We start from the raw sequence: 25306 nt of genomic DNA on the forward strand, positions 1-25306 counted from the left end.
TTTAGGTTAAAAAGAATTGTCAAACCACTCTATTACACCAAGTGGTTCAAAACAAATGGTGTATTCACCATAGTTAACAGTAGCACCGTATTTTTCTTTATAGCGTTTAATGGCGTTATCTAGAAATTCTTCTGTAATTTCAAGGTACTGGGCAAGCTCATACCGATTTCTTATGGTTTCTTTGTGGGCTTGAACAATTTTAGACAAAGGTACTAGCTTTTCGTAAGCCCACGTTCTCGCAATTTTTTCTTGTCTTCGCTTTTCAATTGTATCTTGTTCTAATATATCTCCACTAGAAGTATAATAATGGCCTAGTTCTTCAGCCAGGATACATGCCTTTTCACAAGCGGTATCCATGTATTTATTAATTAAAATAACATTTTTTGAATATAATCCTTTAAGTCTAAGAGGCATATATTTTTCATAGGTGTCTATTCCAAGAAAAGAAGCCTCTGTTAGTAATGCTTCGTACATTACATCTACTCCTATTGTTTTCTTTTTAAACGAACAAATTCTTTAAAACGTTCGATCTCCCTTAGTTCTTCTTCGGTCCAATCTTCTCCATCGTGATGTGCGGCTATAGTATCAATGTCGTATTGACCTTGTATTTTTGAATCATCGGTACGGCCAAGTAGATAATCAACTGATACATCGAAGTAGTCGGCTACTTTTTTGAGTTTGTCACTGGAAGGGTTGTTCTGCTTCCATGAATAAATAGAATTTTTGCCGAATCCTACATTTTCTTCTAGTTTAGAAAGGCTTATGCCCCGATCTTTACAAAGTTTTTTTACTCTTTCAAAAGTAATCATATTAACCATCCTTAATGGCTCATGAAAATAAATTAAAGAAATCTTTATTTTTTGTTTGACTTTTAAAGAAATCTTTAATAAGCTATGTTCATAAGCTACTTATTCAGCTTACTAGACACCACAAATAAAAGCCTAGACTACGTCCCCCAACGTTTAAGGCTGTTTTTGTAGGTTAATTTAGTTATGCCTATAATCTATAATATTCTTTAAAAAATGTCAATAATAAGCTGAATATTTAGCTATAAATTTAAAAAAGGAGTGATTTGATTGAAATCAGATTTCGGAAAACAAGTGAAGACATGGTTAATACTGAATGATATGCAGCAAAAGGACCTAGCGAAGATGTTAAACATTTCAAATGCATATCTCTCTGACATTTTGCTTGGGAAAAGACAGGGTGAAAAAGTCAGAGAGAAAATTGTGAAAATCCTTGACGTGATGGAGGAGGTTTCATAATAGCAATGCTATCAATTCAGATTGATGAAAATGAAATTAAACGTATCTGCTTAGAAAAAATCGAAAAGCAATTAAAAGCCATCGAAAATGAAAAGGTTTTTTGGAATACAAAAACGCTCCAAGAAAAGACAGATATGAGTTGGACGGAGATTTTAGATAAATTTTTTTATGACCCTCGTTGTCCAAAATATAAGGTGGGTTCTCGATGGAGATTTCCCGCTGAGGAAATGAAAAAATTCTTACTGACCTGGTTGTCTGAACAGCCAAGACATTAAATTTTAGTGTCGAATGAACAAGATAGGAGATAAACGAGAGGTTAGAGCGGCTCAAATTTGAGCTTAACAGGATGCTTCATTCCCCAAATATGAGGAGTGATAAATAACTCGAAAAACAGGAGGGCGTAATGAACAAATTAATACCAACACAACAAACTAGTGAAGGTAACTTGCTTGTCAGTGGTCGTGATCTACATGAATTCTTGGAAATCGGTACTCGGTATGATATTTGGTTTAACCGCATGAAAGAATATGGATTTGTTGAAAACATTGATTTCTTATTGGTTGTTCAAAAAAGATCGACCAATAATCCGAAGAATCCTTTCACTGACATAACAGACCATCACATCAAAATTTCAATGGCTAAAGAAATTGCAATGCTTCAAAGGAATGAAAAAGGTAAAGAAGCTCGTTTGTATTTTTTAGAACTTGAACGGAAATGGAATAGTCCCGAAATGGTTATGAAAAGGGCTATGGATTATTTGAATGATCAAGTAGATAAATTGCAGACTTCTAATTTATTACTGGAACAGCAGGTAAATGAGTTAAAGCCAAAAGCAACTTATTATGACATGGTTCTGCAAAACAAGTCACTTCTATCAGTATCTAAAATTGCCAAGGACTACGGTATGAGTGCCATGAAATTGAACAAGCTTCTTCATGAATTAGGTGTGCAATACAAGCAGGGTGACATATGGCTCTTGTATGCAAAGCACCAAGATAAGGGGTATACACAAACTCATACTCACGTTATTGATGTTGATAAATCTAAAGTACAGACAAAGTGGACTCAAAAAGGAAGATTGTTCATTTACGAACTTTTAAAACAACAAGGCTTTCTTCCAATAATTGAACGAGAAGAGTGTGCATCGTAAGGTAAAAATTTAATCAGCTCAAATTTGAGCCCGGCTCAAGTACCAAAATGGTATTCGTATTACGATCATTTCAAATGAGGGTATTCACTCACCGCAGATGACCGTCATTGTGTTCCGGTCACATAGGATGTCGTTTCAATCGACACCCTCAAAGGTCGCATTTTCCGACTTTTGAAGTACGATTTGTGACACCCTCACAGCTCAATTTTGAGCCGTCAAATTATGAAGAAGCTATAAGCTGATGTCATTTCAAATGACACACCGTAGTTTTAAACGATGCAAAACTCACTCCTCAAAGTTGTGGAGTCAAAACAAACGGAAAGAAGGTAAATCAAATGGAATTGTTGATTGAAAACATTTGTCCGGAGCCAGTAGACCGTGAGAGCTTTATCCGAAACGTTCAATCTGTTATTAGACTTAAAGGTTTCGTCCTATGCTATAAATCGGAAAACAATAACAACGGTACTATCTTTGAAGTTGTTGAACAGGTTCATCATGAGCGTGGCGCTGTTATCAATAGCTTTGATATGAACGGCGTTCCCTATGTCTTGCGGTTGAGAGAAGCGTCAGTAGAAGAAATACTAAACGTCAAAGCAAAAGTGAAAGCACAAGGTGAAGGCGCAAGCATTCCGTCAGAGGTTTCTATATCAATTGACAAAATTGAAACACAGGAGGTAACGGCATGAGCGTCAAGCAAAATAAAACAACCCCTGCGGCAACAGAGGTTGTGATGAGGTGGTTTTATGAGTAATAGACAATTCCATTTTTACGGAATTATTATCAGTGGGATATGTGTTGTCATTTCCATAATCGCATTCTTAATATCCTTATAAATCGCTTCTAGCTGCTTTCATTTTAATAGAATACGACTTTCTAGATGTTTTTACTATTAGCGAACCATCTATTTCCGATGTGTCTGTGTTTAGTTCTTTAATTGTAGTAAACACAATTACCCCATATTCAGAAGAGTAAGGACTCAAATTAACTGGTGGCTTCAAGAGTTTTGTGTCGGTAACATTAACAGACATATTCTTACCAATAGTATAGTGATCAGCAGGTCTATGATGTCCTTTCATAAATGTTGTTTGCCCGATATCTTTTGAAACGAATTCATATTCATAGATGGATATAGGCTGTTCACTCTTGTTTACAAGATTTAACTCAATGATTAGCCTGTAAGGACTCGCATATCTATCTTGATTTTCTGCTCTAAAAAGATAAGAGTTTAAAACATCGATTTTAACTTTTGGGAAAGTATGTACATATTTAAGTATATGAATTCCTAAAGTAAAGAAAGAGACAGCTATAGCAACCAAAGAAAGCGTTGTTGCAAGATTCATGATTTCACCTCCTATCAAAACAGATAGGAACATTATATCAATGTAAGAGATTAGCAAAAAGATAGAATTGAAATATTTTCTATTCACAAGTGACACACCCTTATCGGGAACGTTCTGCCGCTCCTGGTAAAAATATATTTTAGGAGGACGAAACGAATGACAACAATCACGACATGGAATAAGAGACTAAAGAAGGTTTACACAGAGGTGAAGGGGATTGAACCGCTCTTAACCGCTGCTATCAAACGGTATGAAAGCATGTATTCACGTGGGGTTAAAAAGATCATGCAGGCCAATTTGAAAGAGATTATGGTAGGAGTGCCAAAGGAAGAAGCTGTTGAATTATTGGGACCTAAGTTACTAGATGTGTTTGAGTGGGACGATATTCTACCAGTGGAGAAATACAGCAAATTCAACGCTTTGGTTTGGGCTAAACGTATTCAAAGAGAACTGAATCAGCAGGATGAAGTCATTAGGTATTATCGAAATCGTCTATGGAGAATTCATTCTTTGCTTGAAAAGTTAGAGGAAGCGTATAGAAAGAGTAACGAAAAGAAAAAAGTGAGAAAAGTCTTTGAGTTGATGCACCGAGTGACATACCTCATTTTCTTGCGTCCTTACCGTGCTTCGGACATTGCTAGCCTTATTGAAATGTGTTTCTTCACAATGACCAAAAACGATTTCTTGTCATTGCTATCAATTGATCACAGCAAAGAAAGAGCGGAAGAAGTGAAAAGTCACATTGATTCTATTCCTGAACAAGTTGATTTTAATACATTCTGCCATTTTGTTCATGACTGGGGATTAGAAGATGAAAACAGGGACGAGTTTTTCACCATCCTTTCATTCAATAATGTTGAAGCGGTGAGTCTAAGATATGACAAATATAAGTTAGATCAGGCTAAATAAAAAAGCTGATCCGCTTGGGATCAGCCAACAATCTTACTTGTCATCATTATAGGGTCATGCAAGTAAGGAAGGATATCGGGAAGCTCCTACGCTTTCCGATATTGATTCGACTTTAACATGATTAACAAAAAAATACAATAATCAAATTTGAGATAAAAAGGGGATTTTTCAAATGAAATTAATGGGGACACCTTCAAAAATAATCAAAGCGAGAGCGAAGCTAGAGCATATCGGACGTCAAGATGAAAAAGAGGCTCATATGTATGATGCGGGCATGGTTGCCGTTTTAAAGTTTGTTGCGGCTAAAACCCTTTATGGTCCTCAAGGTCCGCTTACCGCTGACATTGAATGGTCTGAATCAACAGTACAGGCACAAGAAAATGTAGATGATTTATACGAGAAACTAGAAGGATTGTTGTCTCACTCAAAAAATCTATTGAAAGACTTTGATTCAGCGCATGCAGCAAAAGCGGGTCTTGAGGTAGAAGACGCTTTTGTAACTGGATTCGTGGCAGGTTTCCGCTACTTGATGGATGAAGCAGCGTACAGCAAGAACGTAAATTTTCTAAAGTAAGGTGATTGTGATGATTGGTTGGATTAAGCTTCATCGGAGCATACAAGATCATTGGATATATCAAGAAAAAAGGAAGTTTTCTAAATATGAAGCTTGGCTCGATTTACTTATGAAAGCCAGTCATAAAGATAACAAATTCGTGTTAGGGAATGACCTTCATGAATTGAAGAAGGGCGAGCTAGTGACTTCAATTCGCAAACTTGGTGAACATTGGTCTTGGTCAAATACGAAGGTTTCGCATTTTCTCGATCTGTTAAAAAGCGATGGAATGATCGAGTATAAAAAAGACACAAAAAAGACGCTTATAACCATTGTCAATTATGGGGTTTATCATGATTCAGAAAATGAAAAAAAGACACAAAAAGAACACGAAAAAGACACGAACCGAACACAAAAACACACAATCAAGAATGAAAAGAATGTAAAGAATGAAAAGAATATAAATAATTCTCGTCACAAGTACGAACCTTGTGACATGGAAAATGCCAATTTGCTTTATCAAAAAATACTTGAAAATAATCCGCAAGCTAAGAAACCAAACCTTGAAAAATGGGCGAGTGATTTTAGGTTGATTAGACAGATCGATAAGCGGACGGATGCACAGGTGAAGTATTTGATTAACTGGACGCAAAAAGATAGTTTTTGGAAATCAAATATATTGAGTCCAGCAAAACTTAGAAAGCATTTCGATAAATTGACCGTAAAAATTAAAAGCGATAGAGAAGCAGCAAAGAGAAAAGTAGCTGTGAATGAAAAGGAGTTTGATTTGACAGATGACTAAAGCAGAGACACTTGAATTGTTAAAACTAATCAAGACATATTACGAGCATTTTGAGTTTGATCAAACAAAGCTAGACGCATGGGCAAGAATCTTAAAGCCCGAGAATTACGAGAAGATCGAGGCGAATTTGATCGTTTATGTGAAATACAATCAGTTTCCTCCTAAAGTTGCTGATCTAATCAAAGCGAAAGAGGCAAGAAAAGACCGATCCGCTGCCATACCGAACGCCGAGGAAACTCAAAACTATCTTGCTGAAATGGATAAGGCTGAACCAACCGAGGAAGAACAAGAGCAGATCGAGCGGCATAAAGCAGAGATACGAAAGGTACTTGGGATAGGTGATCCATCATGACAGGAGCGGTATTTTATTACAACGATGAAGCGGAACAGCAATATCTAGGCGCAATCTTACAAGAGCCGGATTTGATTAAATATTCGCAGCTCAAGCCGCTGCATTTCTACCGACAACAAAATCAATCCATTTTCAAAGCCTTTCAAGAGCTTGATAAAAAGGGCGAACCTATTGACCTAGTCGCAATTATTGAACATGTTGGGCGTGAAAATATAAAAAGTATAGGCGGTAGAGAATACTTATCCGCGTTGATGAACACGGCAGCCACCACCGCAAGACAGTCCTACTTTGAAAATGTAATCATTGAATACTGGCAAAAGCGAGAAATTGCAAAAATAGCCGCTGACCTTAAAGAATCATCCAAAAGTGAGGACACAAGTCAAGTCATTCAAGAAGGTATTAGCTCTCTCATGAGTTTAGAGGATGCGACTGGCACGGATGATGATGGGTCTATCAATAATGATCTTGTTGAAATCTATCAGGAGTTAGAAACACCTAAAGGTGATGTAACTGGTATGCCTAGCGGTTTTACTGAATTGGATCGAATGACGTCGGGTTTTCAGAAGCAAGAATTTATCATCGTCGCCGCTCGTCCATCCGTAGGAAAAACCGCCTTTTGTTTGAATGTCGCAAGCAATTTCATGGAAAACCCGCTTAATTTAGGTAAAGGCGGAGCGGTTGGCATCTTTTCGCTTGAAATGTCACGTAAGCAATTAATAAAACGTATGCAATCAAGCATAGGAAACATTAATGCTCAATCCATTCGCACGAGTAATTTAAACGCTGATGAGTGGGGCAGATTAAGCAAAGTGAACGGGGTTTTAGATAGTGCTGCTCTTAGAATATTTGATCAACCGGGCATGACGATTAATGACATTTGGGCAAAGGCTCGCAAGATGAGAAGGGAATTTGAAGGCAAGGACATGATGATCATTATTGACTATCTGCAATTGATCGTCGGAAATCCAGTCCACAGAGGAAATAGAACAGCAGAAATCGGAGAAATTAGCCGTATGCTCAAGCAGATGGCAAGGGAATTGGACATTGCTGTCATAGCATTGAGTCAGCTATCACGTGGAGTTGAACAACGCCAGGATAAGCGCCCTATGATGTCAGATATTCGTGAATCAGGGCAGATCGAGCAAGACGCTGATGTGATCGCCTTCCTTTATCGTGATGATTATTACGACAAAGAAACAGAGAATAAGAACATTATTGAAATCATTATTGCTAAACAGCGTAACGGTCCAGTCGGAACTGTGTCACTAGCGTTCGTCAAAGAATATAACCAATTCGTCAATTTGGAATATAGGCAATCGTCATGACGGTCAAAGATTGGTATAACGAGGCGATGACATTCAATTATTACGCCTTGATATTGCTAATCGAATTTCTTGTTTACGAAAAGGCAGTAATAAAATGGACGGACCAAGAAGAAAAACTATTCTTTTACTTACAACCAAAATTTAAAGAAAAGATGAATGAGCATTTAAAGAACTATCATACAAAAATTCAATTGGAGGAATCGGGCATATGAATCATAAGAAGGTGCATCAATGACAAAGCGACTACTCATCTTTTATATCGTGTTCGGATCGGTTTCTGTTTTGGCTGTTATGAATATGAATTAAGGAGGCAATGAAAGACTTGAGATTACAAGACATTCCAAGTAAAATTATAGATGTTGAGACTTTAACAAGAAAAGGACCTATTGTTCTCGTTATATCTGATGGCAAAGCGAGATTTTCATCACTGCCGTCGCACGGGGAAACAAAGATCGTTACACATGACAATAAAGTAACTCGTGTTAACTTCAACGAAGGCGAGTTATTCAAGTAAATAAAACCGTTCTACCGGAAAGCCGGGGGACACTGATCATGACAGCAAAGCGCTGTTTGGTTGGTGTCCCTTTTTTATTTCAGAAAAGGGGAGATTTGTATGCAAAAGCTAACAGCGGAAGAATTACAGGCTCTTAGGAAATTGGAAAGATGGTGCTACGACACAATGAACAAGGCTAGTATTCCACCCGCTTTATTGACTAAGTTGCTAAACGGCTATAACCCGAAACAGGATAACTAGAAATTAAGGAGAGGAATGGAATGAAAACGTTGAGAGCTGCCTTTCTAAAAGCGGGTTATAAATCTATGTCTAAAAAAAGAACTGGTGTTCCTAAGAACAAATGTGCCCGAAATCGCACGCAGGAGCTTTCTGAAGAAGAGATAAAAGCGCTCATGGGTGTTTACCGCCCAACATATAAAAGAGGGCGTGGCGGGGCATTTAAAAGCAAATAAAAGGGGGTGGTATTTTGAAGGATTTAATCAAGGAATATAAAGTAGCGTTAGAAGAGACTAAAAGAAGTTTGGTAGCATCTACAGACGAAGGAGAAAAGAAAACGTATCGTTCAATGATTTCCGACTTAGAGTATGCGATTGAGTGGATGGAAACAGAAAGGCAACCCAGCGCAAGACGTGGCATGGATCGCCGTTCCTATTATGAACGCACAATATTCACAACAATAGAAGTCCTTGACTTCCTATATTCAACATACCACGTTCCCGAATCTGACCCGCATTCTGTAAGCGAAAACGAACTAGATTTAATCGAGTATGCCATGTCAACACTGACGCAGAAGGAGAAAGAGATATTCATAACCGTTGTTGGTCATAACCTATCTTTCAGTAAATGCGCCGCACTTCATGGCGTAGCGAAAGGCACGATCCAAAAGAATATAGAGAGGGCAAGAAAAAAGATCGCTCTAAAGGTAGAGGAATTGAGATCGGGAGAAAGGGGATACGCTAATGTTGGGTGATCCACCTGTAATAGATAAAAAAGAAACGAGAAAAAGAGTTGAGCGTATTCTAGACAATTATCGTTTGTATCTTCTTCAGGTTCCCGATGATATGCTGCCTAAAATAACGGCCGGGTTTAGTATCGTCCCTCCAGCTGTAACGAATGCTTTTCATTCATCTACAGAGAGTACGGCCATTAAACGTATTGAGTGGGAACAGAAACGAAATGCCTTTCTTGAAAGAGTGCAAAAGGCTGTCAATCGTCTTCCTGCTTATGAAAGGCAGATCATTATAAAACGTTACATGCAGCAAGAACCTGTTTTCGATTACCAGGTTTATAATGAAATCGGCATGAGTGAAAGATCATATACACGCCTGAAAGGAAAGACTTTCCTAGACCTGGCGTATGCACTCAATGAAGTTGTATTTAAAGCACCCGTTTAGAGGTGTTTTTTATTTTGGCTGAATTTTGGCGTAAAAGTGGCGTGTTTTTGGCGTAATGTTGGCGTAGCATGACGTGAAAAAGGTTGTAATATTGTATTATGCGATAGATTGATAGAGAGACATATAAATGACGCACATAATTGAAAAGTGAACATAAACTGATAAAAAAATGGAATGTTCATTTATGGATAATAAATCTAAAAAAATACTAGGGTCATTTCTTTCTATGATAGGTACAATACAATCTGCTCTAGGTAGCACGCCTGATTTTCCATTAGATGAGGATCAAAGATATCAATTTGAAATTATAGGTAATACTTTACAGGCTGTAGGGAGTGGTTTATCTGCGGACGGGCAAGGTTCGAATTTTATGGGAACTGTAGGTGAACAAATACAAGCGACTGGTAATTCAACTGTTTTAGTCGGATTATTAATTTACAAGAAAGACAATCCCGACCTTGCGGAAAGGGTGGTGATTTCAGGGAATTGGCTACAAGCGTTGGGGAGTTTTGTTGGTCTTGATTATATTGAAAATGAAAGTATTAGTGTCTTAGACAGTAATATAGGAGGAGTCCTACAAGGTATCGGAAACTCATTGCAAGCAATAGGAGGAATTGAGACATTACGTCCTAACCTTATCCCTTATAAGGGTGTTGGTACTCTTGGAAGTTGGATACAAGCAACTGGTAGCGTTATATCTTTTCTTGTGGAAGTAAGTGATGAATGAACTGAGAGCGGTTTTCGTGGTGGTTGCATAGATGTGGGATGTAACAAGCGGTTAAGAGGGTGAAATGGTCAAGGGCCGCATTAGCTCATCTGCCAAGAGTAGAATGAGAATCCGGTTTTCGCACTGCGATTATCGGTTTTTAAGGGTTCGGGGTTAGCCTGGACGGTCACCTTGCTGATAAGGCCTTGCTACTAATTACTATGTAGGGTGAGTCCATCACAGCCTTATTATGGATAGCAAAGTGATTTGAAGCGTCTTCCTTTCAGGGGGGCGCTTTTTTATATGGAGGGATGGCATTGGAACTCTTGAAAGATTGTTCAAAACAACATACAAGGACTTTCATCGTAGGGGCAAACACTTGTCAGGCAAGAGCGCTATGGCAAGATTTGAAAAAGAGATTCCCACAATATAAATCGCAATTTGTTTCAATGAATCCGGCAAAGCTATACGGGGTAAATCCTAGCGAAACAATTTTAATTTTATTGCCGGGTTATTTCCGAAATCCAATAATCAATTGCTATGAATTTCAATGGTTGAAGGAAAAAGCTATTGAAGTAATTCATATCAATGAGGAGGAAATCAAATGAGAATTTTAGTTCTTAAAACGAATTGTCTACTAGATCAGGGGACAAAGGAGAACATTAGAGAAGAAGCTAAGAAAGCAGCACAGACTGGTATTATGATTCTTGATAGGGGAATGGGTTTAGATGTTATTGAAGTAGACAAGTCAGCCCTATTAGATGAAAAGGGAATTGCGGAGAGTTTTGAACAAGCAATGAAAAAAGTTAGGGAAATGACGGTAGGTGGAAAATATGTTCCGTACGAAGAACGAAAAGCCGAGAAACTTGAAGCGTCTCCATTGATACAAATCACATTGAAAGATATACATTCAGTTCCCGAAGTGATTCACAAAGGAGAGCCATTAGAAGGACGGGTTGATATAGATTTCAATTGGAAAACGGGTGGATTTGACACAGTTGGTTCAACTTATATTAATCTGCGGACACTTGGGAGTAAGGGTAAGAAACCAAGTGAAAAACGGATTGAGTATAAACATGGAGAAGCAATGGATGAGCTGCCGACAAAAGATGATCTAGTTTGGGATAAAGAACGAGGCGTTTATATTCTTCCGAAGAAAAAACAAGACTGAAAGCACTGTCCAATAGGATGGTGCTTTTTCTATTTGCTGTAAAGCGTTCCTGTCTGTTTACAAAATCAATGGCGGCTAACAAACAGGGGCGGCTTAGATCAAATAAAAAAGGAGAGATTGAGGATGTCGTTTACAAAGCCAACAAGTTTAAGTTTTGCAAAGTCGACTGATGATGATGTGAAAAATGAAGAAGAGCGAGACTTTCAAAGAAATCTTCGTTTAGGGATATTAACACTCAATGAAGTGCGTGCGCATTATGGACTAAAGCACATTGGAGAGATTGGCAATGTCATTTATAAAAGGAGGTAAGAGCAATGAAGCCTATTAAAGAAACGTCAGAAGGTCAGATCATGTGGGATGAAAAGAATCATCCCGAGACATCAAATGAATGGATCAACACAAGAAGATGAAACACCTGTGATTGAAGAAACAGAGCAACAACATGAAGACGATCCGGCGCTTGATGATCTTACGAAAGAGGAACTTATGAAGCTTGCTGCGGATCGAGGCATTGAAGTAAAGCCAGCAATGAACAAACCAACGATCATTGAATTGTTAAGCGCAGCTGATGAAGGGTGAGATATTGCATTCATGATGGATGTCGAAATCTCTTAGAGCCTGGCAGATATTATTGTGACGAGCACCGGAAGAAGAGGAAGCTGAAAGGAAAGAAACGTAATGCCTTTCAATCAGTCAACAAGTCTTTTTATAGATCGGATGCTTGGCAGTCTATGAGGCAGTTCATATATGAGAGAGATAAAGGCAAATGCACAAAGTGTAATAAATTTGTGTTTGGAAAGTCTGCTCACGTTCACCATATCGAACCAATTTCAAAAAGTCCTGAATTGAAACTTGAGGAAACAAACCTCACTCTTCTTTGCAACAAGTGCCACGCAGAGGAAGAGAACAAAATGAGCAAAGCCCCCCCTTCAATCTTCGAAAAATACTTTGGCTAGGGGACAGGGTAGGGGGAGGCTTGCGTGTAAAAAGACAAAATTTTCGAGGGGGGGTAAGGGCTAAAAAATGGAAATGGATGATAAAAAAGCACGGGCAGCGCAAACAAGAAAATTGAACAAAATTCGTAAAGATGAACATGAGAAAATCGTGGGTCTTTTAAAAGCAATTGGAACTTATTCAACATCCCTTACGCCTCTAATCGAAACTTATTTAGATGCTTATGTTGTTTATACAGTGATGTATGAAGAATGGCGTAATGACGGGTTTCAGGCCACAATCATGTATATAAATAAAGCTGGCCACGAAAACGAAATGAAGCATCCTTTGGCTCAACAGGTTGCCGACTGGAATAGTAAGATAAGTAAGCTCTTAGAGTTGCTAGGATTGACACCGAAGTTGCAAAAAATGGTCAACGGTTCTACACCAAAAAGCACTGACAAAATACAAGCATTTGCGCAGAAATGGGCTAAAAAATAGTGATTGAACCGGGCGTAAACTACGCTGATATATATGCAAAACAGGTGTTAAGCAACAAAAAAGAACATTGTAAGGCGGTCATCAAAGCCGTTGAGCGTTATTTGCGGTGGAAAAAACGAAAAGATATTTGGCTAGATGTGGACGCTGCTAATAGAGCAATGGATTTCATTGAAACCTTCTGTAAACATTCAAAAGGTGAACTAGCTGGGAAGCCGTTAACATTGGAATTGTGGCAAAAATTTATATATACGAACATCTATGGATTTTATAAGAAAGATGAAAAAGGCCGTGAAGTCAGAGCGGTTAGAACTGCATATGTTCAAGTGCCGAGGAAAAACGGGAAAACGGTTTTAGCGAGTGGGTCGGGCACTTATGCATTATATGGTGATGGTGAACTTGGTGCCGAATGTTATACAGCTGCAACGGATTCAGATCAAGCCAATATCGCTGCGCAGCAAATAGCATCTACAATCATAAATAGCCCAGACCTAGATGAGGTCACTCAAATTTATAAAGGGCAAAAAGGAAAGATAAATGCGATTTGGTACCGTTTTTCAATTGATGGTGTGGAATATGCGAACTGCCTTGTTCCCTTATCCAAAAATACTAAAGGTCTTGATGGAAAGGGACCTCATTTTGTTCTCTTAGACGAAGTACACGCCCAGGATAATGCGGACATGTATGACATTCTTAAATCAGGAATGGGCTCACGCTTGCAACCACTTATGTTCATTATTTCTACAGCTGGAAAAGGGACAACGTCTGTAGGTTTGCAAATATATGAGTATGCTAAAAGTCTATTGAATTTAAGAAAAGATGAAGAAGATGACACTTCTTATTTCACTTTCATAACGGAACCTGACAAGGGTGATAAATGGGATGATCGCAAGGTTTGGAAGAAAGTAAATCCGAACTGGGGAGTAAGTGTCCAGCCTTCTTTCTTGGAAAGTGAATTTAAAAATGCTCAACAAAGCGCCGAGCGTAAAGATGAATTTTTGGCGAAATACTTAAACATTTTCGTGAGAAGCACAGGCGCTTATTTTGATAAAGATATTGTAGGAAAAATGATACTCGATGATAACGGGGAAATCATACGTGACATAGGGGATTATTCCGGGTCCGAGGTTGTCTTGGGTCTCGACTTGTCAAAAACAACTGATTTGACTTGTGTATCAATTAATATACCAACACACGATGATTCCGGCCGTTCAAGACTTGTGGTCAAACAAATGTATTTTATTCCCGATCACAATATTGAAGGGCGCGAAAAGACTGAAAACATACCATATCGGCAAATGGCCGAAAAAGGTTTTTTGACGTTTTGTCCTGGAAGGTCCATTGATTATGACATGGTCATTCGTTACATGATTGAATGTGCGCAAATGTATGATGTCATTCAAGTGAACTATGATCCGGCGCTATCTGAAAAAATCATTGAGTCGTTAGAGGCAGAGGGTTTTACATGTGTAGAAGTTAAACAATATGGGGCCGTTTTAAATAGCCCGTGGGATGATGCAGAAGTATTGATGTATGAAGAGAGAATTAAAACAGACAATCCACTATTTATCTATTGTATTGAGAACGTGGTGGCTGAAAAGAATTACCAGGGCTTAAAGCGGCCATCGAAGAAACAGAGCAAGAATAAGATTGACGGCTTTTCGGCTTTCCTTACAGCACATAAGGAAACAATGATGATGATGGAAGATTACAACAGCGATGAATATGAATCGATGCTAGATGAATTATACCGTTAGGGGGTGAATACGTGGGAATTGTTCAAAGAATTAAACAACTTTTTTCATCAAAAAGGAGTGTTGATCTATTCAACAATTCTTTTTTTAATTTTGGGACATACGTGAATGATGACAACATCCTTAGTTCCAGTGATACTTATTACCTTTTGAAATTAATAAGTGACCAAGTGGCGCTCGCTAACTTCATTGTGGAAGATGAGACAGGCAAAGACATATACACGGGCCAGGCTGCAAAAGTTTTGAAACAGCTAAACAACCCGAATGACTATTTAACTTCTTATGAATTTAAGAAATTGCTAGTCAACGTATATCTTCTCAGAGGTGAAGTGTTCCTTTTTCATGAAGGTGCGCAGCTGCACATCTTAGACAATGTTTATGCTGAAATGACGAATTTCGGATATGAAAAATATTCGCTAGGCGGTCAAGGTATTCCGAGGTACATGATCAGACACATAAAAAACATAGGTGTGAACCATTTGAAAGGTGTCGGTTTGCTTGATTTGGCCCGTGAAACACTAGAGGGTGTTATGAATGCTGAAAAGGCATTGACCGACAAATATAAAAAAGGTGGATTAATGGCGTTTTTGCTCAAACTTGAGGCGCACTTATCACCAACGAATGCAAACCAAAATAAAACAGTCAAAAAGATTCTTGATCAACTCGAAGACATTAAAGATTCAGGAAAAACAAAGCTCATTCCATTGGGTAAAGGTTATGAAATAGAAGCTCTTGAGTCTCCTGTGGATGATGAAAAAACCCTGCAATATCTTAGTATCTACAAAAAAGATTTGGGGAAATACTTCGGCCTTGATAAAGAGCTGCTAGATAAATTGGAAGAGAAAGATATGGAGCAAGCTATGATGAAATTATTCACCAGCTGCTTGAAGCCAATTTTTAAAAACATTGAAGAGCATTTGACGGCTTTACTACTTGGAGAAGATAGCGTCCTAAAAATTAAATTTCGTCACGATTTACTGGATTTTGTAGGCATTAAAACAAAAACAGAGATCGCATACAACTTAGTCAGAACGATGATCGCCACGCCGGACGATGCCCGCAAAATGCTTGGATGGGACCCACTCAATACAGAAGAGTCCTCTAAACTCTATGTAAGTAAAGATTTGGTCGGCATTGATCGTCTTCATGAGGAAGCGGCAAACGCTTTGAAAGGTGGTGAGGATGATGGGTAAAGAAAAACGCACATTTTCAATAAAAGGGCTTGAGGTTCGAGAGTCCGGCGAAGAAGCAGCACCGTCCAAAATTGTTGGATATGGTGCTGTTTTTGATAGTCCGGCAGATATTGCAGGATGCTTCACGGAAATTATTTCACCAGGAGCATTTAAAAAGGCGCTTGATTCAAATTCAGACGTACGGGCCTTATTTAATCATAATTGGGATTGTGTTCTAGGCCGAGTGAAGAGCGGCACCCTGATGCTTGAGGAAGATGAGAGGGGCCTTAGATTTGAAGTGACACCACCTGAAACAACCTGGGTGGAAGACCTTAAAAAAAGCATGAAGCGTGGCGACATTGATCAATGCAGTTTTGGTTTTATAGTCACAAAAGACGAATGGGATTACGAAGCAGAGCCAGCAGTGAGAACAATCAAAGAAGTCGAGCTTTACGAAATTAGTGTTGTGTCTCTTCCTGCTTATGAAGATACAGAAGCCGCAGTAAGATCGGGAGACATTCTAAAGAAAGCAAAAGAAGAGCGTGAACATTCAAAAAAGAAACAAGCAATCATAAATAAAATACAGGAGGTTTTACAATAATGAACATCAAAAAAATCCTTGAAAATCGCAAAAAGCAAATTGAAAACAGAATGACGGAAATTCGTGAAACAATCGAAGGGGAAGGCACTACGGATACTACTCTTGAAGAATTACAAAAAGAAGTTGATGAACTGGCTGAGGAGCTTGCTGAAATTAAAGAAGAGCTTGAGAAGGATGCGAAAGATGACGATTCTGACGGTAACACGGGGACAGGTGAAGAAGGCCGCAGCGCAACACCTAAAGACAAAGAGCAGGAAAAACGTAATGCCCTTGCTGATTCTATTCTGTCTTCTCTTTCTTCAAGATCACGTGAACAAGCAAAAGAAGGCGAAGTAAGAAAGGGTTTTGCGCAATTTGTAGCGGGTCAAATTTCTACTTCTGAAGCTAGAGCGATGGGCCTGAAAACAAACGGTAATGATATTTTTGTACCTGATGTCTTGGCATCTGAAATCTTAACGTATGCACAAGAAGAAAACCCGTTGAGAAAACACGGTACAGTGTATAGAACAACAGGTACACAAGGTTTCCCAATCCTAGTTAAAAAGTCGAAAGTTAATCGACATAAGGACGAACGAGGAAAGAATGAGCCTATCCCTGAAACAGATATCTCTTTCGAAGAGTATGCACTTAATCCATCTGAAACGGATGCGCTAGTTCTTGTTACGAAAAAATTGCTTGCGCGCACTGACCTTCCTATTGAACAAGTGATCATCGACGACCTCAAAAAAGCCTATGTGGAGGAAGAGGCAAGTTTCTTCTTCAATGGTGCTGATAACCCAGGTTCTTTGTTTGAAAAAGCTGTGAAATTCACAACTACAGAAACCGATCCTTATAATCGTTTTGTCAGATTAAAGAATACATTGCCGACAGCTATTTTGAAGCAAGCTAGATGGATGACAAACAGAGCGGGCTTAACGCTTATCGAAACATTAAAAGACAAAGAGGGACGCCCGTTACTGCGTGAAACAGGCATTGAGGGCAAATTCGGTGAAGCGATTCTTAATTTCCCTGTGGAAGTTTCTGATTATGTCGATGGTGACAATTCTGAAATCCCACGTTTCTTCTTCGGTGACTTCTCAAAATTCCGTGTGCAAGATGTTATCGGATCAATGGAAGTGACAAAGTTGAATGAAAGATATTCAGATACAAACCATGTCGGTCTTAAAATTTGGAATCTGAATGACGGTCAATTGGTTCAGTCACCTCTTGAGCCTGCCATTTTCCACATGGAGTTGAACCCGGATGGCTCAACACCGACTGAATGATCAATTAAAAGAACATTTACGGCTTGATGACGGGGAAGAAGATACTTCCCTGTCTTTTTATTTAACAGCTGCGACAAATTACGTCAGGAACGCCACAGGCGGCGAAGATGACTATTTGATTGTTCTTCTTGCTGGCGTGCTGTTTGAGTATCGTGTCGAAAAGAACATTGATCAAGCATTAAACGCATTATCACCATTTATTATCCAAGCGGATATGGCAAGGGGTGAAGAAGATGGCACATAATCCAGGAAGAAGGCGCCATAAAATTCATATTCAACACAGCGTGCCTGGGCGGAATCCTGAAACAATGAAACCTGTTCAAGAATGGGTGACGCACCGGATGGCTTGGGCTGAAATTCTACAGCCGAAAGGAAATTGGGTCATCCAAGCAGCAGCGCAAGGACAACAAAACACCGTCTTTTTTCGCATAAGACACAAAGAAACAACGGATAAAACGGGAACTATGCGTGTTCTTTTTGCGGGGACAGAATTAAATCAATCATGCCTGATCTCCAATATAAGGAGTTAATGGTGATTGAATGTGTGGGGTGGGATCATGAGGATCGCAGCACAAGCGGAGGGAATTGACGAGGCAATCCGACGGCTTCAAGAAGTTGGGGCGAATTTAAAAAAAGCACAACCAAAAGCCTTGAGAGCTGGCGCCAAAATTCTTGCAGAACAAATGAAAAAAGAGGTTAACGTTTCTGATATTGACCATGTTCATATTAGGGATGACATCAAGGTGAGACAAACACCGAAAAAAGAGCGTGTTTACGCTGATGCGGTTTCATATGATGTGGGACCTGGTAAGGAAACCGCCTGGCGTGCAAGATTCCATCATGAAGGCTATGTCGCAAAGAACGGCCGTTTTGTGAAGGGGAATCCCTTTGGAACACGGGCCTATCGAATTAAAAAAGATGCGATTAATCAAGCCGTACTAAAGGAACTGCAAAAAGGAGCAACATGACCATGATTGATTTTGAGCCAATTGTAACGAAACATTTGTTAGATGATCCGGCCATTCAATCAATGACGAGTGGAAGAGTTTTCGCAGGAGACTTTCCTCTTGAATTTAAAGCGGAATTCCCGCATATCCTGGTTGCTGAAATGGACAATGTAGATGTCGAATACTCCGACAACAAGGCAACACATTCAGAGATCGACATACAAGTAAACATTTGGATTCAAGCGAGCGAAAGCATATCGGCTATTCAACAAGCCGTAGATCAAAAAATGAAAGCCCTGGGATGCAAAAGAATCACGGTTTCTTCTTTCAACGAAATAGAAAGAAATGCTTTCAGAAGAGCTTTTTTATATAGAACAATTGTGAAACATTAAAGGAGGAAAAAGCATGTCAGTCATTGTAGGTTTAGAAAACCTTGTTTATGCCGATTTAACCGAAAACGGAAAGTCTTTTGAATATGGAGAGGTAAAACCCTTTGCGCCACTATGTGCAGCAAAAGTAGACACTAGCACAGACTCATCAACGGTTTATGCTGATAATGGTCCTATCATTGTGCTTTCATCTACAGGTGAAACAAAAGTGACAATTGAGACAACTGAAATCCCGCAGGATGTATTGGCCCACATTACCGGCCAAAAGATTGTAGATGGTGTAATTGCATGGAAACAAGATGCTATCCCACCTTATATCGCACTAGGATTCACGGGAACGAAAGAAGACGGCAATGTTCGTCATGTGTGGTTAGTCAAAGGCCGTTTCTCGATTCCATCCACTGATTGGAAAACAAAAGAGGACAAGCCGGAAGCGCAAAAAGAAAGTATCGAAGGAACTTTTGTTCAGCGGAGTGATAAAGTTTTCAAAATCACAGGAGACAGCAGCGTCAAAGGTTATGAAAAATATCGCGAAAAATTCTTTGATCAGGTATTTGATATTAAGCAGCTGGAAGAAACAAGCGGTGGTACTTCTTCTAAAGTAGATACAACTAAATCTAGTGGAGGTGCTGCTTAATGTCGAAGCCATTAGAAATCACGCTGCGTATTGATCAAAATGATCAAACATTTTATCAAGAATTTGTGTCTTTAAAATATAAACGCAAGGCCCTTGAAATTGAACTGGATGCCAAAAAAGATGATATTGATCCAGGGGATATCGAAGCACGACAACTCAATTTAATTTGGGAAGTGTTCGGAAAACAGTTCACGAAAAAGCAACTTGATGAAGGTTTAAACGCCATTGGGTTCCGTGATGTTTTATACGATATTATCGGGGTTGGGCTTTTAGGCTATCCATCCAGGGAAGAAATTGAGGCGAGAGAGTCGGAAAACGACCTGGGAAAGCTAGTGGAAAAGCTGATGAAAGAGCAAATGGAACAAAACTGATCACGCTTGAAAAAGCGTACGAGAATATTAAAACGCAATATTTGCAGCTAATGCGTCAAGGGTGGTCCGTCCCTCAAATTGATGAGATGGATTACCCTTTTTATATTGAGCTTCTTGAGCACTTGCCAAAAATGGAAAGTGAAATCAAAGAAGAAGAAAGCAAACCGAAAGTCGTGCCTATAGATAAAGTGTTTTAAGGAGGGAGAGCATGGCAGCCAGTGAAGTGACAAATATGATTATGCGTTTAGGCTTTGACGATGGCGGGACATCTGCGGGCATTGAAAATATAGCAGAAAAAATGGCCCTTGTTAGAAGTAGTATGAAGGCTACTGCCTCCCAATTTGGACAATTTGGGGACGAGTCGGAAAAGCTTAGACGCAAACAAGAAGACCTTTCACAGCTTTATGAATTACAAGGAAGCAAGATCGAGCAGTTAAAGAAAAAGTATGAAGTGTTAGCCAGGGAAAAAGGTGAAAATTCTAAAGAAGCCTTGCAGCTGGCGACAGTAATTAATAGAGAAGTGACAAACCATAATCAGCTTGAGCGTGCTCTTCGATCAACTACCTTACAAATAAATACACAAAATTCAGCTTGGACAAGAGCCGGAAACAGCTTGCAAGAATATGGTGAACGTCTTCAATCAACTGGAAACAAGATGTCAACAATCGGAAAAGTGGGTTTTGCTGCCATTACGGCACCTGTTAGCGCACTTGGCGTGATGGCTGTTAAATCTGCGGCCGATGTTGAAAAGGCACAAGGGAAGATTGCTGCTTCCCTCAACTTAACCAAGAAAGAAGCAGCCGAGGTGAACAAAGTCACAAGAGAAATGTGGCTATCTGGCTTCGGTGAGTCGATGGAGGAAGTAAATCAAGGTGTCATTGATACACGTAAAAACCTTCAAAACCTCAAAGGGGATCAACTTGAATTAGCAACTAAAAGAGCTAATATTTTAAAAGATGTGTTTGAGTACGAGATCCCGGAAAGCACGAGAGCGGCCAAAGCACTCATGGATAATTACGGTGAGGATGTGGGGAAATCATTTGATTATATTACAGTAGCCGCACAAAAAGGTGGGGACTATTCCAACGAGCTTCTTGATACGGTGAGCGAATATTCATCTCAATTTAGTTCAGCGGGTATATCCATAGAAGGCATGTTTAACATCATGTTGCAAGGTGCTAAAAATGGTGCTTGGAACATGGATAAAGTTGGTGACGCAGTAAAAGAGTTTAATATTCGTGCGCAGGACGGTTCAAAAAGTACCGTTAACGCATTTAAAGATATCGGCCTTGATGCTGAAAAGATGGGTACGGCCATTGCAGAAGGTGGAGAAAAAGGACAAAAGGCATTCATGGCAACTGTTTCAGCGATTGCGGCCGTAAAAGACCCACTCGACAGGGATGCGGCTGGTGTCGCTCTTTTCGGTACCATGTGGGAGGATTTACGGGGGAAAGTCGTGACATCCTTAGACCCGACAAAAGACATGCTCGGGGAAGTGGAAGGCGCAACAGAAAAGGCAGGAAAAGCGATAAAGGATAATTTCAATGATCGTGCTGTCATGGCCTTTCGCAAATTGATGTCAAACCTTTTGCCGATTGGTGAAATTTTGCTAGAAAAAATCGAGCCGGCACTAGATAAGGCTGGCGATGCGGTTGATCGTTTCACAAAATGGTTTCAAGGCTTAACACCTTCAATGCAAAATACCATTGTCATTGCTGGTTTATTGGCTGCTGCTTTTCCTCCTGTTATCATTGCCCTGGGTTTGGTTGTTTCCAGCATAGGGACCGTTACGGGAGCATTAGGCAGGGGGGCGGTTGCGTTTGGTCGTTATCGGGCAGAGGCAGCACTTGCAAGAACTTCCACCTCACAACTTGCCGCCGCAAATACTGCCGCAGCTGCACAAATGAATATCAGTAATGCAGCAGTGACAAGGAACACAAGGGGCCTTCGTGGTTTACGTGGAGCGTCAGGCCTTGCAGGTACAGCGATGATGTCCTTTGGAGGTAAATGGGGCTCATTGTTAGGCGTTGCAACGATGTTCGCACCGGAGATCGCAAAAGGCGCACAATCTTTATTTAATTTCAGAGGAGGCGCACGAGTCGCTACGACTGCTACATCTAGTCTAGGTGCCGGCACAGCTCAAACAGCCGGAAGGTTTGCCGGATTTGGCGTAAAGGCGCTAGGTGTGGTTAAAAGTCTTGGGAATGTTGCCCGAGTCGCAAGCGTTGCAAGGGTGGGTATGTCTGCATTCGGTGGACCGGTTGGTTTAGCGGTTACGGGTGTGTCTTTATTAGCTGAAGGCGGTTATAAACTATATAAGCATTTAAAAGAAGAGCAAATACCAGCCCTTGAGGACTTCGGGGAAAAGGTTTCAGAAAGTACCACGAAATCGGTTCTCGGTTATAAAAAATTAAATGATCAAGCAACCGCACAATTAAACCAATTGAACTGGTCAGGCCAAAAGGTTTCAAAAGAAACAGCTGATAACATCGTGAAAAATTTCAATACGATGGGTGATCAGATAAAACAAAGCATTGAAACGAAAGGGAATCAAAGTTTTGAATCACTTAGAAAATTTATGGCCGGCAGCAAAAGCCTTTCTCAAAAAGAACAGGAAGCCATTTTAAACAATGTTAAAAAGAAACAGAATGAGCAAGTAAAAGCCGTGAGCGATGGCGAAGCGAAAATAAAAGCGATCTTAACCCAAGCAAGTTCAGAGAAAAGAAACCTTACTCAAAAAGAAAAAACAACGATCAATAACATTCAAAAAAGCATGATGACAACGGCAGTTAAAACAATGAGTAAAAGCGAAGTCGAACAAAAGGCCATTATGAGTAAATTACAAACCGAATCTAAAAGTATCACGGCGAGACAAGCAGCGGACACCATTAAAAACAGCATCAAAGCAAAAGAAGGCGCAGTGAAAGAGGCTGATGATAAATATAATAAAACGGTTGCTGCCGTTATCCGTGAACGTGATGAAACGGGTTCGATTTCTACGAAACAGGCAAACAAACTTATTAAAGAGGCGAAAAGACAGCGTGACGATTCTGTTTCAACAGCAAAGGACATGCATAAAAAGGTGGTCAAAGAAGCGAGAAAACAGGCTGGTGCTCACGCTGATGAAATTAATACCGAAACTGGAGAAGTAAAAACCGGTTGGGAAAAAATGATGGATATTGTTAATAGTGCTTGGAACTGGATTCAAGGTCTCTTCGGTGGAGGGGATAAGAAAAAGAAAAAATCTAACCCGCCAAAATTAGGCACGGACGGTAAGGGGAAGTATTTAGAAAACCGAGCTTATGCAAAAGGCACGCCAGCAACAGGGCACCCGGGTGGGCTTGCTGTTACGAGTGAAAAGGGTCGCGAATTAATTCATGAGCCAGGAGTCGGAACCTATGTGTCAGGAAATTCTGGCCCAGAGCTGCGCTATTTAAGAAAAGGGTCATCCGTTCTGCCAAACAGAGAAACCGAACGTGTGTTAAAACGTCATGGGATGCCTGGATATGAAAATGGTGTAGGAGACTATTTTGATTGGATCATGAAAGGACCGAAATTCCTTTGGAATAAGGCTACTGAAAAATTCGGTTTGAATGATGGTTTACTTCCTTCGTGGTTCACGAATGTGAGCGGCAGCCCAGTAGAAGCCATTGCAAAACTTGCATTCAGTGGTGTGGATTCTCTCATAGGTTCCATTGGTTCTTTCTTTGGTGGCGGTAACGCTACTGAAAACGTGAAAAGATGGGTGGCTCAAGCCATTTCAATTGCGGGTATTTCTCCTTCTTTCGCAGGAGCTTTACAGACAATAGCAATGAAGGAATCAGGAGGAAACCCGACCGTCGTTAACAATTGGGATAGCAACGCAAAGGCGGGTCATCCGTCACAAGGGCTTATGCAGTTTATCCCTTCTACATTTGCAGCGCACGCAAAAAAGGGGTTCACAGATATAAGAAATCCTGTTCATCAAATACTAGCTGCGATAAATTATCTCAACAGTCGATATGGGGGGATCAACAGACACCCTGGTCTTGTGAATATGAGTAAAGGCGGGAAATATATTGGCTACGCAGCGGGCGGCGTTTCCCCAGGAGCAGGAGGTACCAAACTAGCTGCACTAAATGAAAGAGGATATGACGAACATATCATTACAACAGACCCGTCATATCGTGAAAGGAGCCTAGCAATTTGGGCCCGTGCTGGCGCTGAATTAGGTGTCAATCCACAGTCTGCACCAAGCGGGATGAATTTGGAGCCGATGACATCAAGACAAGATACAACAAACGCATTATTACAAGAACAAAACGAGCTTTTACGTGAAATTGTTAGCACTGGCGGTGTCATCAAGGTTGGCGAAAAAACATTTGCAAAAGTCATGAATAAAATCGGTATGAAGCAGCTTCAAGATAAAGCAGTATTGATGGGGGGATGGTGATGGAATTTGATCTTATTATTGACGGGGAGCGTTTAAATGATGTCTTCCCCAATGTCTTTCTAACGTCATTTGAACCCGAGGCACCATCATTCGATAGAAAAAACTTTACAAATTCGAGCCGCCACGGTATTCAGACACAAAGAAAGAGTCGTTTTACACGTTTGAAAGAAAGAAAAATACTTGTTGATCTTACAATAGACGCAGCAAACACAGAGCATTTTTATCTTGTAAGATCAGAAGTATATGAATATCTTGGCCGGCCCGATCCATACGAAATCATATGCACGTTTCGGCCCGAAAGGAAATGGCTTGTTGTGTGTGATGACGCATATACCATTGGTCAGGAGCAGGGGAAAACGGGTGGAACTTTTACAATCACGCTTACGGCCATTGAAGGGTGCTCACAGTCGGTGCATGATAGCCGATCACCACAGGAATTGCAAAGTGAGAGATTCATGGGAAGAAATTTTGAACGTTATAGAGAGCAGCCTTTTCGATTTAAAGAAAGGGCTTTTTCTGTTTATAACTATGGTGATGTGAGATTGTCACCTATTGATCATGAGTATACAGTCAATATGTTTTTGGCTGGAACAGACATAAAAATTGAGAACAAAACAACAGGCGAGTCTATTACATTAGTAGGCGCTCAATCAAAAAACAATTTGTTGAACGTGATAAAGCAGTATGTTTTTAAAGGTTCGCAAGCTGTGGAAAGAAGAGGTCGCTTTCCTGAACTCATGCCAGGTAAGAATGACTTTGTGATTACGGGTGCAACGTATATCGACATTGAATTTATTACTCATTTTTACTACAAAGGAGGGTAAGC

35 protein-coding genes are annotated in these 25306 nt (G+C 39.9%); 32 read left to right on the forward strand and 3 right to left on the reverse strand.

Annotated features, from left to right (window positions below):
• Positions 1-6: 6 nt before the first annotated feature.
• Complete coding sequence (locus NSQ76_RS00920) at positions 7-474, reverse strand: ImmA/IrrE family metallo-endopeptidase (RefSeq protein WP_047946810.1); 468 nt, start codon at positions 472-474, stop codon at positions 7-9.
• Positions 475-485: 11 nt separating this feature from the next.
• Positions 486-809, reverse strand: coding sequence for a helix-turn-helix domain-containing protein (locus NSQ76_RS00925; protein WP_047946809.1), 324 nt, complete (start codon positions 807-809; stop codon positions 486-488).
• A 267-nt stretch (positions 810-1076) separates the two neighbouring features.
• On the opposite strand from NSQ76_RS00925, the gene NSQ76_RS00930 reads away from it, so the two are divergent.
• The 4 genes from NSQ76_RS00930 (at position 1077) to NSQ76_RS00945 (ending at position 3101) form a co-directional block, all read left to right on the forward strand.
• The gene (locus tag NSQ76_RS00930; protein WP_047946808.1) at positions 1077-1265 is read left to right on the forward strand and encodes a helix-turn-helix domain-containing protein; all 189 of its coding nucleotides are present in this window, start codon (positions 1077-1079) and stop codon (positions 1263-1265) included.
• 5 nt (positions 1266-1270) lie between these two features.
• Positions 1271-1540: a group-specific protein gene (locus NSQ76_RS00935; RefSeq protein ID WP_341051754.1), complete on the forward strand. Its 270-nt coding sequence runs from the start codon at positions 1271-1273 to the stop codon at positions 1538-1540.
• Positions 1541-1668: 128 nt separating this feature from the next.
• Complete coding sequence (locus tag NSQ76_RS00940) at positions 1669-2415, forward strand: phage antirepressor KilAC domain-containing protein (protein ID WP_341051756.1); 747 nt, start codon at positions 1669-1671, stop codon at positions 2413-2415.
• A gap of 335 nt (positions 2416-2750) precedes the next feature.
• The gene (locus NSQ76_RS00945) at positions 2751-3101 is read left to right on the forward strand and encodes a hypothetical protein (protein WP_341051758.1); all 351 of its coding nucleotides are present in this window, start codon (positions 2751-2753) and stop codon (positions 3099-3101) included.
• A gap of 141 nt (positions 3102-3242) precedes the next feature.
• Here NSQ76_RS00945 and NSQ76_RS00950 read toward each other — a convergent pair whose 3' ends face one another.
• Positions 3243-3755 carry a hypothetical protein gene (locus NSQ76_RS00950; protein WP_341051761.1) on the reverse strand — a complete coding sequence of 171 codons (513 nt, stop codon included), beginning with the start codon at positions 3753-3755 and terminating at the stop codon, positions 3243-3245.
• Between the two features lie 156 nt (positions 3756-3911).
• On the opposite strand from NSQ76_RS00950, the gene NSQ76_RS00955 reads away from it, so the two are divergent.
• From NSQ76_RS00955 to NSQ76_RS01090, 28 genes are all read left to right on the forward strand, one after another.
• Complete coding sequence (locus NSQ76_RS00955) at positions 3912-4664, forward strand: hypothetical protein (RefSeq protein ID WP_341051764.1); 753 nt, start codon at positions 3912-3914, stop codon at positions 4662-4664.
• A gap of 172 nt (positions 4665-4836) precedes the next feature.
• Positions 4837-5238: a hypothetical protein gene (locus tag NSQ76_RS00960; protein ID WP_341051766.1), complete on the forward strand. Its 402-nt coding sequence runs from the start codon at positions 4837-4839 to the stop codon at positions 5236-5238.
• 10 nt (positions 5239-5248) lie between these two features.
• A complete protein-coding gene (locus tag NSQ76_RS00965; protein WP_341055743.1) occupies positions 5249-6019 on the forward strand; it encodes a Replication protein O in 771 nt (256 codons plus the stop codon).
• Positions 6012-6371, forward strand: coding sequence for a replicative helicase loader/inhibitor (locus tag NSQ76_RS00970; protein WP_250026781.1), 360 nt, complete (start codon positions 6012-6014; stop codon positions 6369-6371). Before NSQ76_RS00965 ends, NSQ76_RS00970 begins: the two co-directional genes overlap by 8 nt.
• The gene (dnaB, locus tag NSQ76_RS00975; RefSeq protein ID WP_341051772.1) at positions 6368-7696 is read left to right on the forward strand and encodes a replicative DNA helicase; all 1329 of its coding nucleotides are present in this window, start codon (positions 6368-6370) and stop codon (positions 7694-7696) included. The genes NSQ76_RS00970 and dnaB overlap by 4 nt, the downstream gene beginning before the upstream one ends.
• 322 nt (positions 7697-8018) lie before the next feature.
• Positions 8019-8210: an XtrA/YqaO family protein gene (locus NSQ76_RS00980; RefSeq protein WP_341051775.1), complete on the forward strand. Its 192-nt coding sequence runs from the start codon at positions 8019-8021 to the stop codon at positions 8208-8210.
• Positions 8211-8470: 260 nt separating this feature from the next.
• On the forward strand, positions 8471-8662 hold the full coding sequence (locus NSQ76_RS00985; RefSeq protein WP_341051777.1) for a hypothetical protein: 192 nt from the start codon (positions 8471-8473) through the stop codon (positions 8660-8662).
• A 14-nt stretch (positions 8663-8676) separates the two neighbouring features.
• A complete protein-coding gene (locus tag NSQ76_RS00990) occupies positions 8677-9180 on the forward strand; it encodes a sigma factor-like helix-turn-helix DNA-binding protein (RefSeq protein ID WP_341051779.1) in 504 nt (167 codons plus the stop codon).
• Entirely contained in the window at positions 9170-9604 is a 435-nt protein-coding gene (locus NSQ76_RS00995) for an ArpU family phage packaging/lysis transcriptional regulator (RefSeq protein WP_341051782.1), read from the forward strand. The genes NSQ76_RS00990 and NSQ76_RS00995 overlap by 11 nt, the downstream gene beginning before the upstream one ends.
• Before the next feature lie 184 nt (positions 9605-9788).
• Positions 9789-10331, forward strand: a complete 543-nt coding sequence (locus NSQ76_RS01000; RefSeq protein WP_341051785.1) for a DUF6944 family repetitive protein — start codon at positions 9789-9791, stop codon at positions 10329-10331.
• A 290-nt stretch (positions 10332-10621) separates the two neighbouring features.
• A complete protein-coding gene (locus NSQ76_RS01005) occupies positions 10622-10918 on the forward strand; it encodes a hypothetical protein (protein ID WP_341051787.1) in 297 nt (98 codons plus the stop codon).
• Entirely contained in the window at positions 10915-11481 is a 567-nt protein-coding gene (locus NSQ76_RS01010; RefSeq protein ID WP_341051789.1) for a hypothetical protein, read from the forward strand. The genes NSQ76_RS01005 and NSQ76_RS01010 overlap by 4 nt, the downstream gene beginning before the upstream one ends.
• 123 nt (positions 11482-11604) lie before the next feature.
• On the forward strand, positions 11605-11790 hold the full coding sequence (locus tag NSQ76_RS01015; protein WP_135032511.1) for a hypothetical protein: 186 nt from the start codon (positions 11605-11607) through the stop codon (positions 11788-11790).
• Between the two features lie 75 nt (positions 11791-11865).
• Positions 11866-12060, forward strand: coding sequence for a hypothetical protein (locus NSQ76_RS01020; protein ID WP_341051793.1), 195 nt, complete (start codon positions 11866-11868; stop codon positions 12058-12060).
• A gap of 152 nt (positions 12061-12212) precedes the next feature.
• On the forward strand, positions 12213-12437 hold the full coding sequence (locus NSQ76_RS20930) for an HNH endonuclease (RefSeq protein WP_347343003.1): 225 nt from the start codon (positions 12213-12215) through the stop codon (positions 12435-12437).
• Between the two features lie 67 nt (positions 12438-12504).
• Entirely contained in the window at positions 12505-12915 is a 411-nt protein-coding gene (locus NSQ76_RS01030) for a P27 family phage terminase small subunit (protein ID WP_047946330.1), read from the forward strand.
• The gene (locus NSQ76_RS01035) at positions 12915-14669 is read left to right on the forward strand and encodes a terminase large subunit (protein WP_341051799.1); all 1755 of its coding nucleotides are present in this window, start codon (positions 12915-12917) and stop codon (positions 14667-14669) included. Before NSQ76_RS01030 ends, NSQ76_RS01035 begins: the two co-directional genes overlap by 1 nt.
• An 11-nt stretch (positions 14670-14680) precedes the next feature.
• Positions 14681-15859 carry a phage portal protein gene (locus tag NSQ76_RS01040; protein ID WP_341051801.1) on the forward strand — a complete coding sequence of 393 codons (1179 nt, stop codon included), beginning with the start codon at positions 14681-14683 and terminating at the stop codon, positions 15857-15859.
• On the forward strand, positions 15852-16439 hold the full coding sequence (locus NSQ76_RS01045) for an HK97 family phage prohead protease (RefSeq protein WP_135033263.1): 588 nt from the start codon (positions 15852-15854) through the stop codon (positions 16437-16439). The genes NSQ76_RS01040 and NSQ76_RS01045 overlap by 8 nt, the downstream gene beginning before the upstream one ends.
• Positions 16439-17704 (forward strand): phage major capsid protein, encoded by a 1266-nt coding sequence (locus NSQ76_RS01050; protein ID WP_341051808.1) that lies wholly within the window; start codon positions 16439-16441, stop codon positions 17702-17704. The genes NSQ76_RS01045 and NSQ76_RS01050 overlap by 1 nt, the downstream gene beginning before the upstream one ends.
• The gene (locus NSQ76_RS01055) at positions 17682-17948 is read left to right on the forward strand and encodes a head-tail connector protein (protein ID WP_135033262.1); all 267 of its coding nucleotides are present in this window, start codon (positions 17682-17684) and stop codon (positions 17946-17948) included. Before NSQ76_RS01050 ends, NSQ76_RS01055 begins: the two co-directional genes overlap by 23 nt.
• Entirely contained in the window at positions 17938-18234 is a 297-nt protein-coding gene (locus tag NSQ76_RS01060) for a phage head closure protein (protein WP_341051813.1), read from the forward strand. The genes NSQ76_RS01055 and NSQ76_RS01060 overlap by 11 nt, the downstream gene beginning before the upstream one ends.
• Positions 18235-18246: 12 nt before the next feature.
• Entirely contained in the window at positions 18247-18672 is a 426-nt protein-coding gene (locus NSQ76_RS01065; protein WP_233230876.1) for an HK97-gp10 family putative phage morphogenesis protein, read from the forward strand.
• 2 nt (positions 18673-18674) lie between these two features.
• Entirely contained in the window at positions 18675-19043 is a 369-nt protein-coding gene (locus NSQ76_RS01070; protein WP_341051815.1) for a DUF3168 domain-containing protein, read from the forward strand.
• A 13-nt stretch (positions 19044-19056) separates the two neighbouring features.
• Positions 19057-19677, forward strand: a complete 621-nt coding sequence (locus NSQ76_RS01075; protein WP_135033268.1) for a major tail protein — start codon at positions 19057-19059, stop codon at positions 19675-19677.
• Positions 19677-20048 carry a phage tail assembly chaperone G gene (gene gpG, locus NSQ76_RS01080; protein WP_106035568.1) on the forward strand — a complete coding sequence of 124 codons (372 nt, stop codon included), beginning with the start codon at positions 19677-19679 and terminating at the stop codon, positions 20046-20048. The genes NSQ76_RS01075 and gpG overlap by 1 nt, the downstream gene beginning before the upstream one ends.
• A 208-nt stretch (positions 20049-20256) precedes the next feature.
• Positions 20257-24480: a phage tail tape measure protein gene (locus NSQ76_RS01085; RefSeq protein ID WP_341051821.1), complete on the forward strand. Its 4224-nt coding sequence runs from the start codon at positions 20257-20259 to the stop codon at positions 24478-24480.
• Positions 24480-25304 carry a phage tail domain-containing protein gene (locus tag NSQ76_RS01090; RefSeq protein WP_341051824.1) on the forward strand — a complete coding sequence of 275 codons (825 nt, stop codon included), beginning with the start codon at positions 24480-24482 and terminating at the stop codon, positions 25302-25304. The genes NSQ76_RS01085 and NSQ76_RS01090 overlap by 1 nt, the downstream gene beginning before the upstream one ends.
• Positions 25305-25306 lie beyond the last annotated feature (2 nt).

The sequence above is a fragment of the Bacillus sp. FSL M8-0256 genome (assembly GCF_038005765.1).
In the GTDB taxonomy this organism is placed as follows: domain Bacteria; phylum Bacillota; class Bacilli; order Bacillales; family Bacillaceae; genus Bacillus; species Bacillus safensis.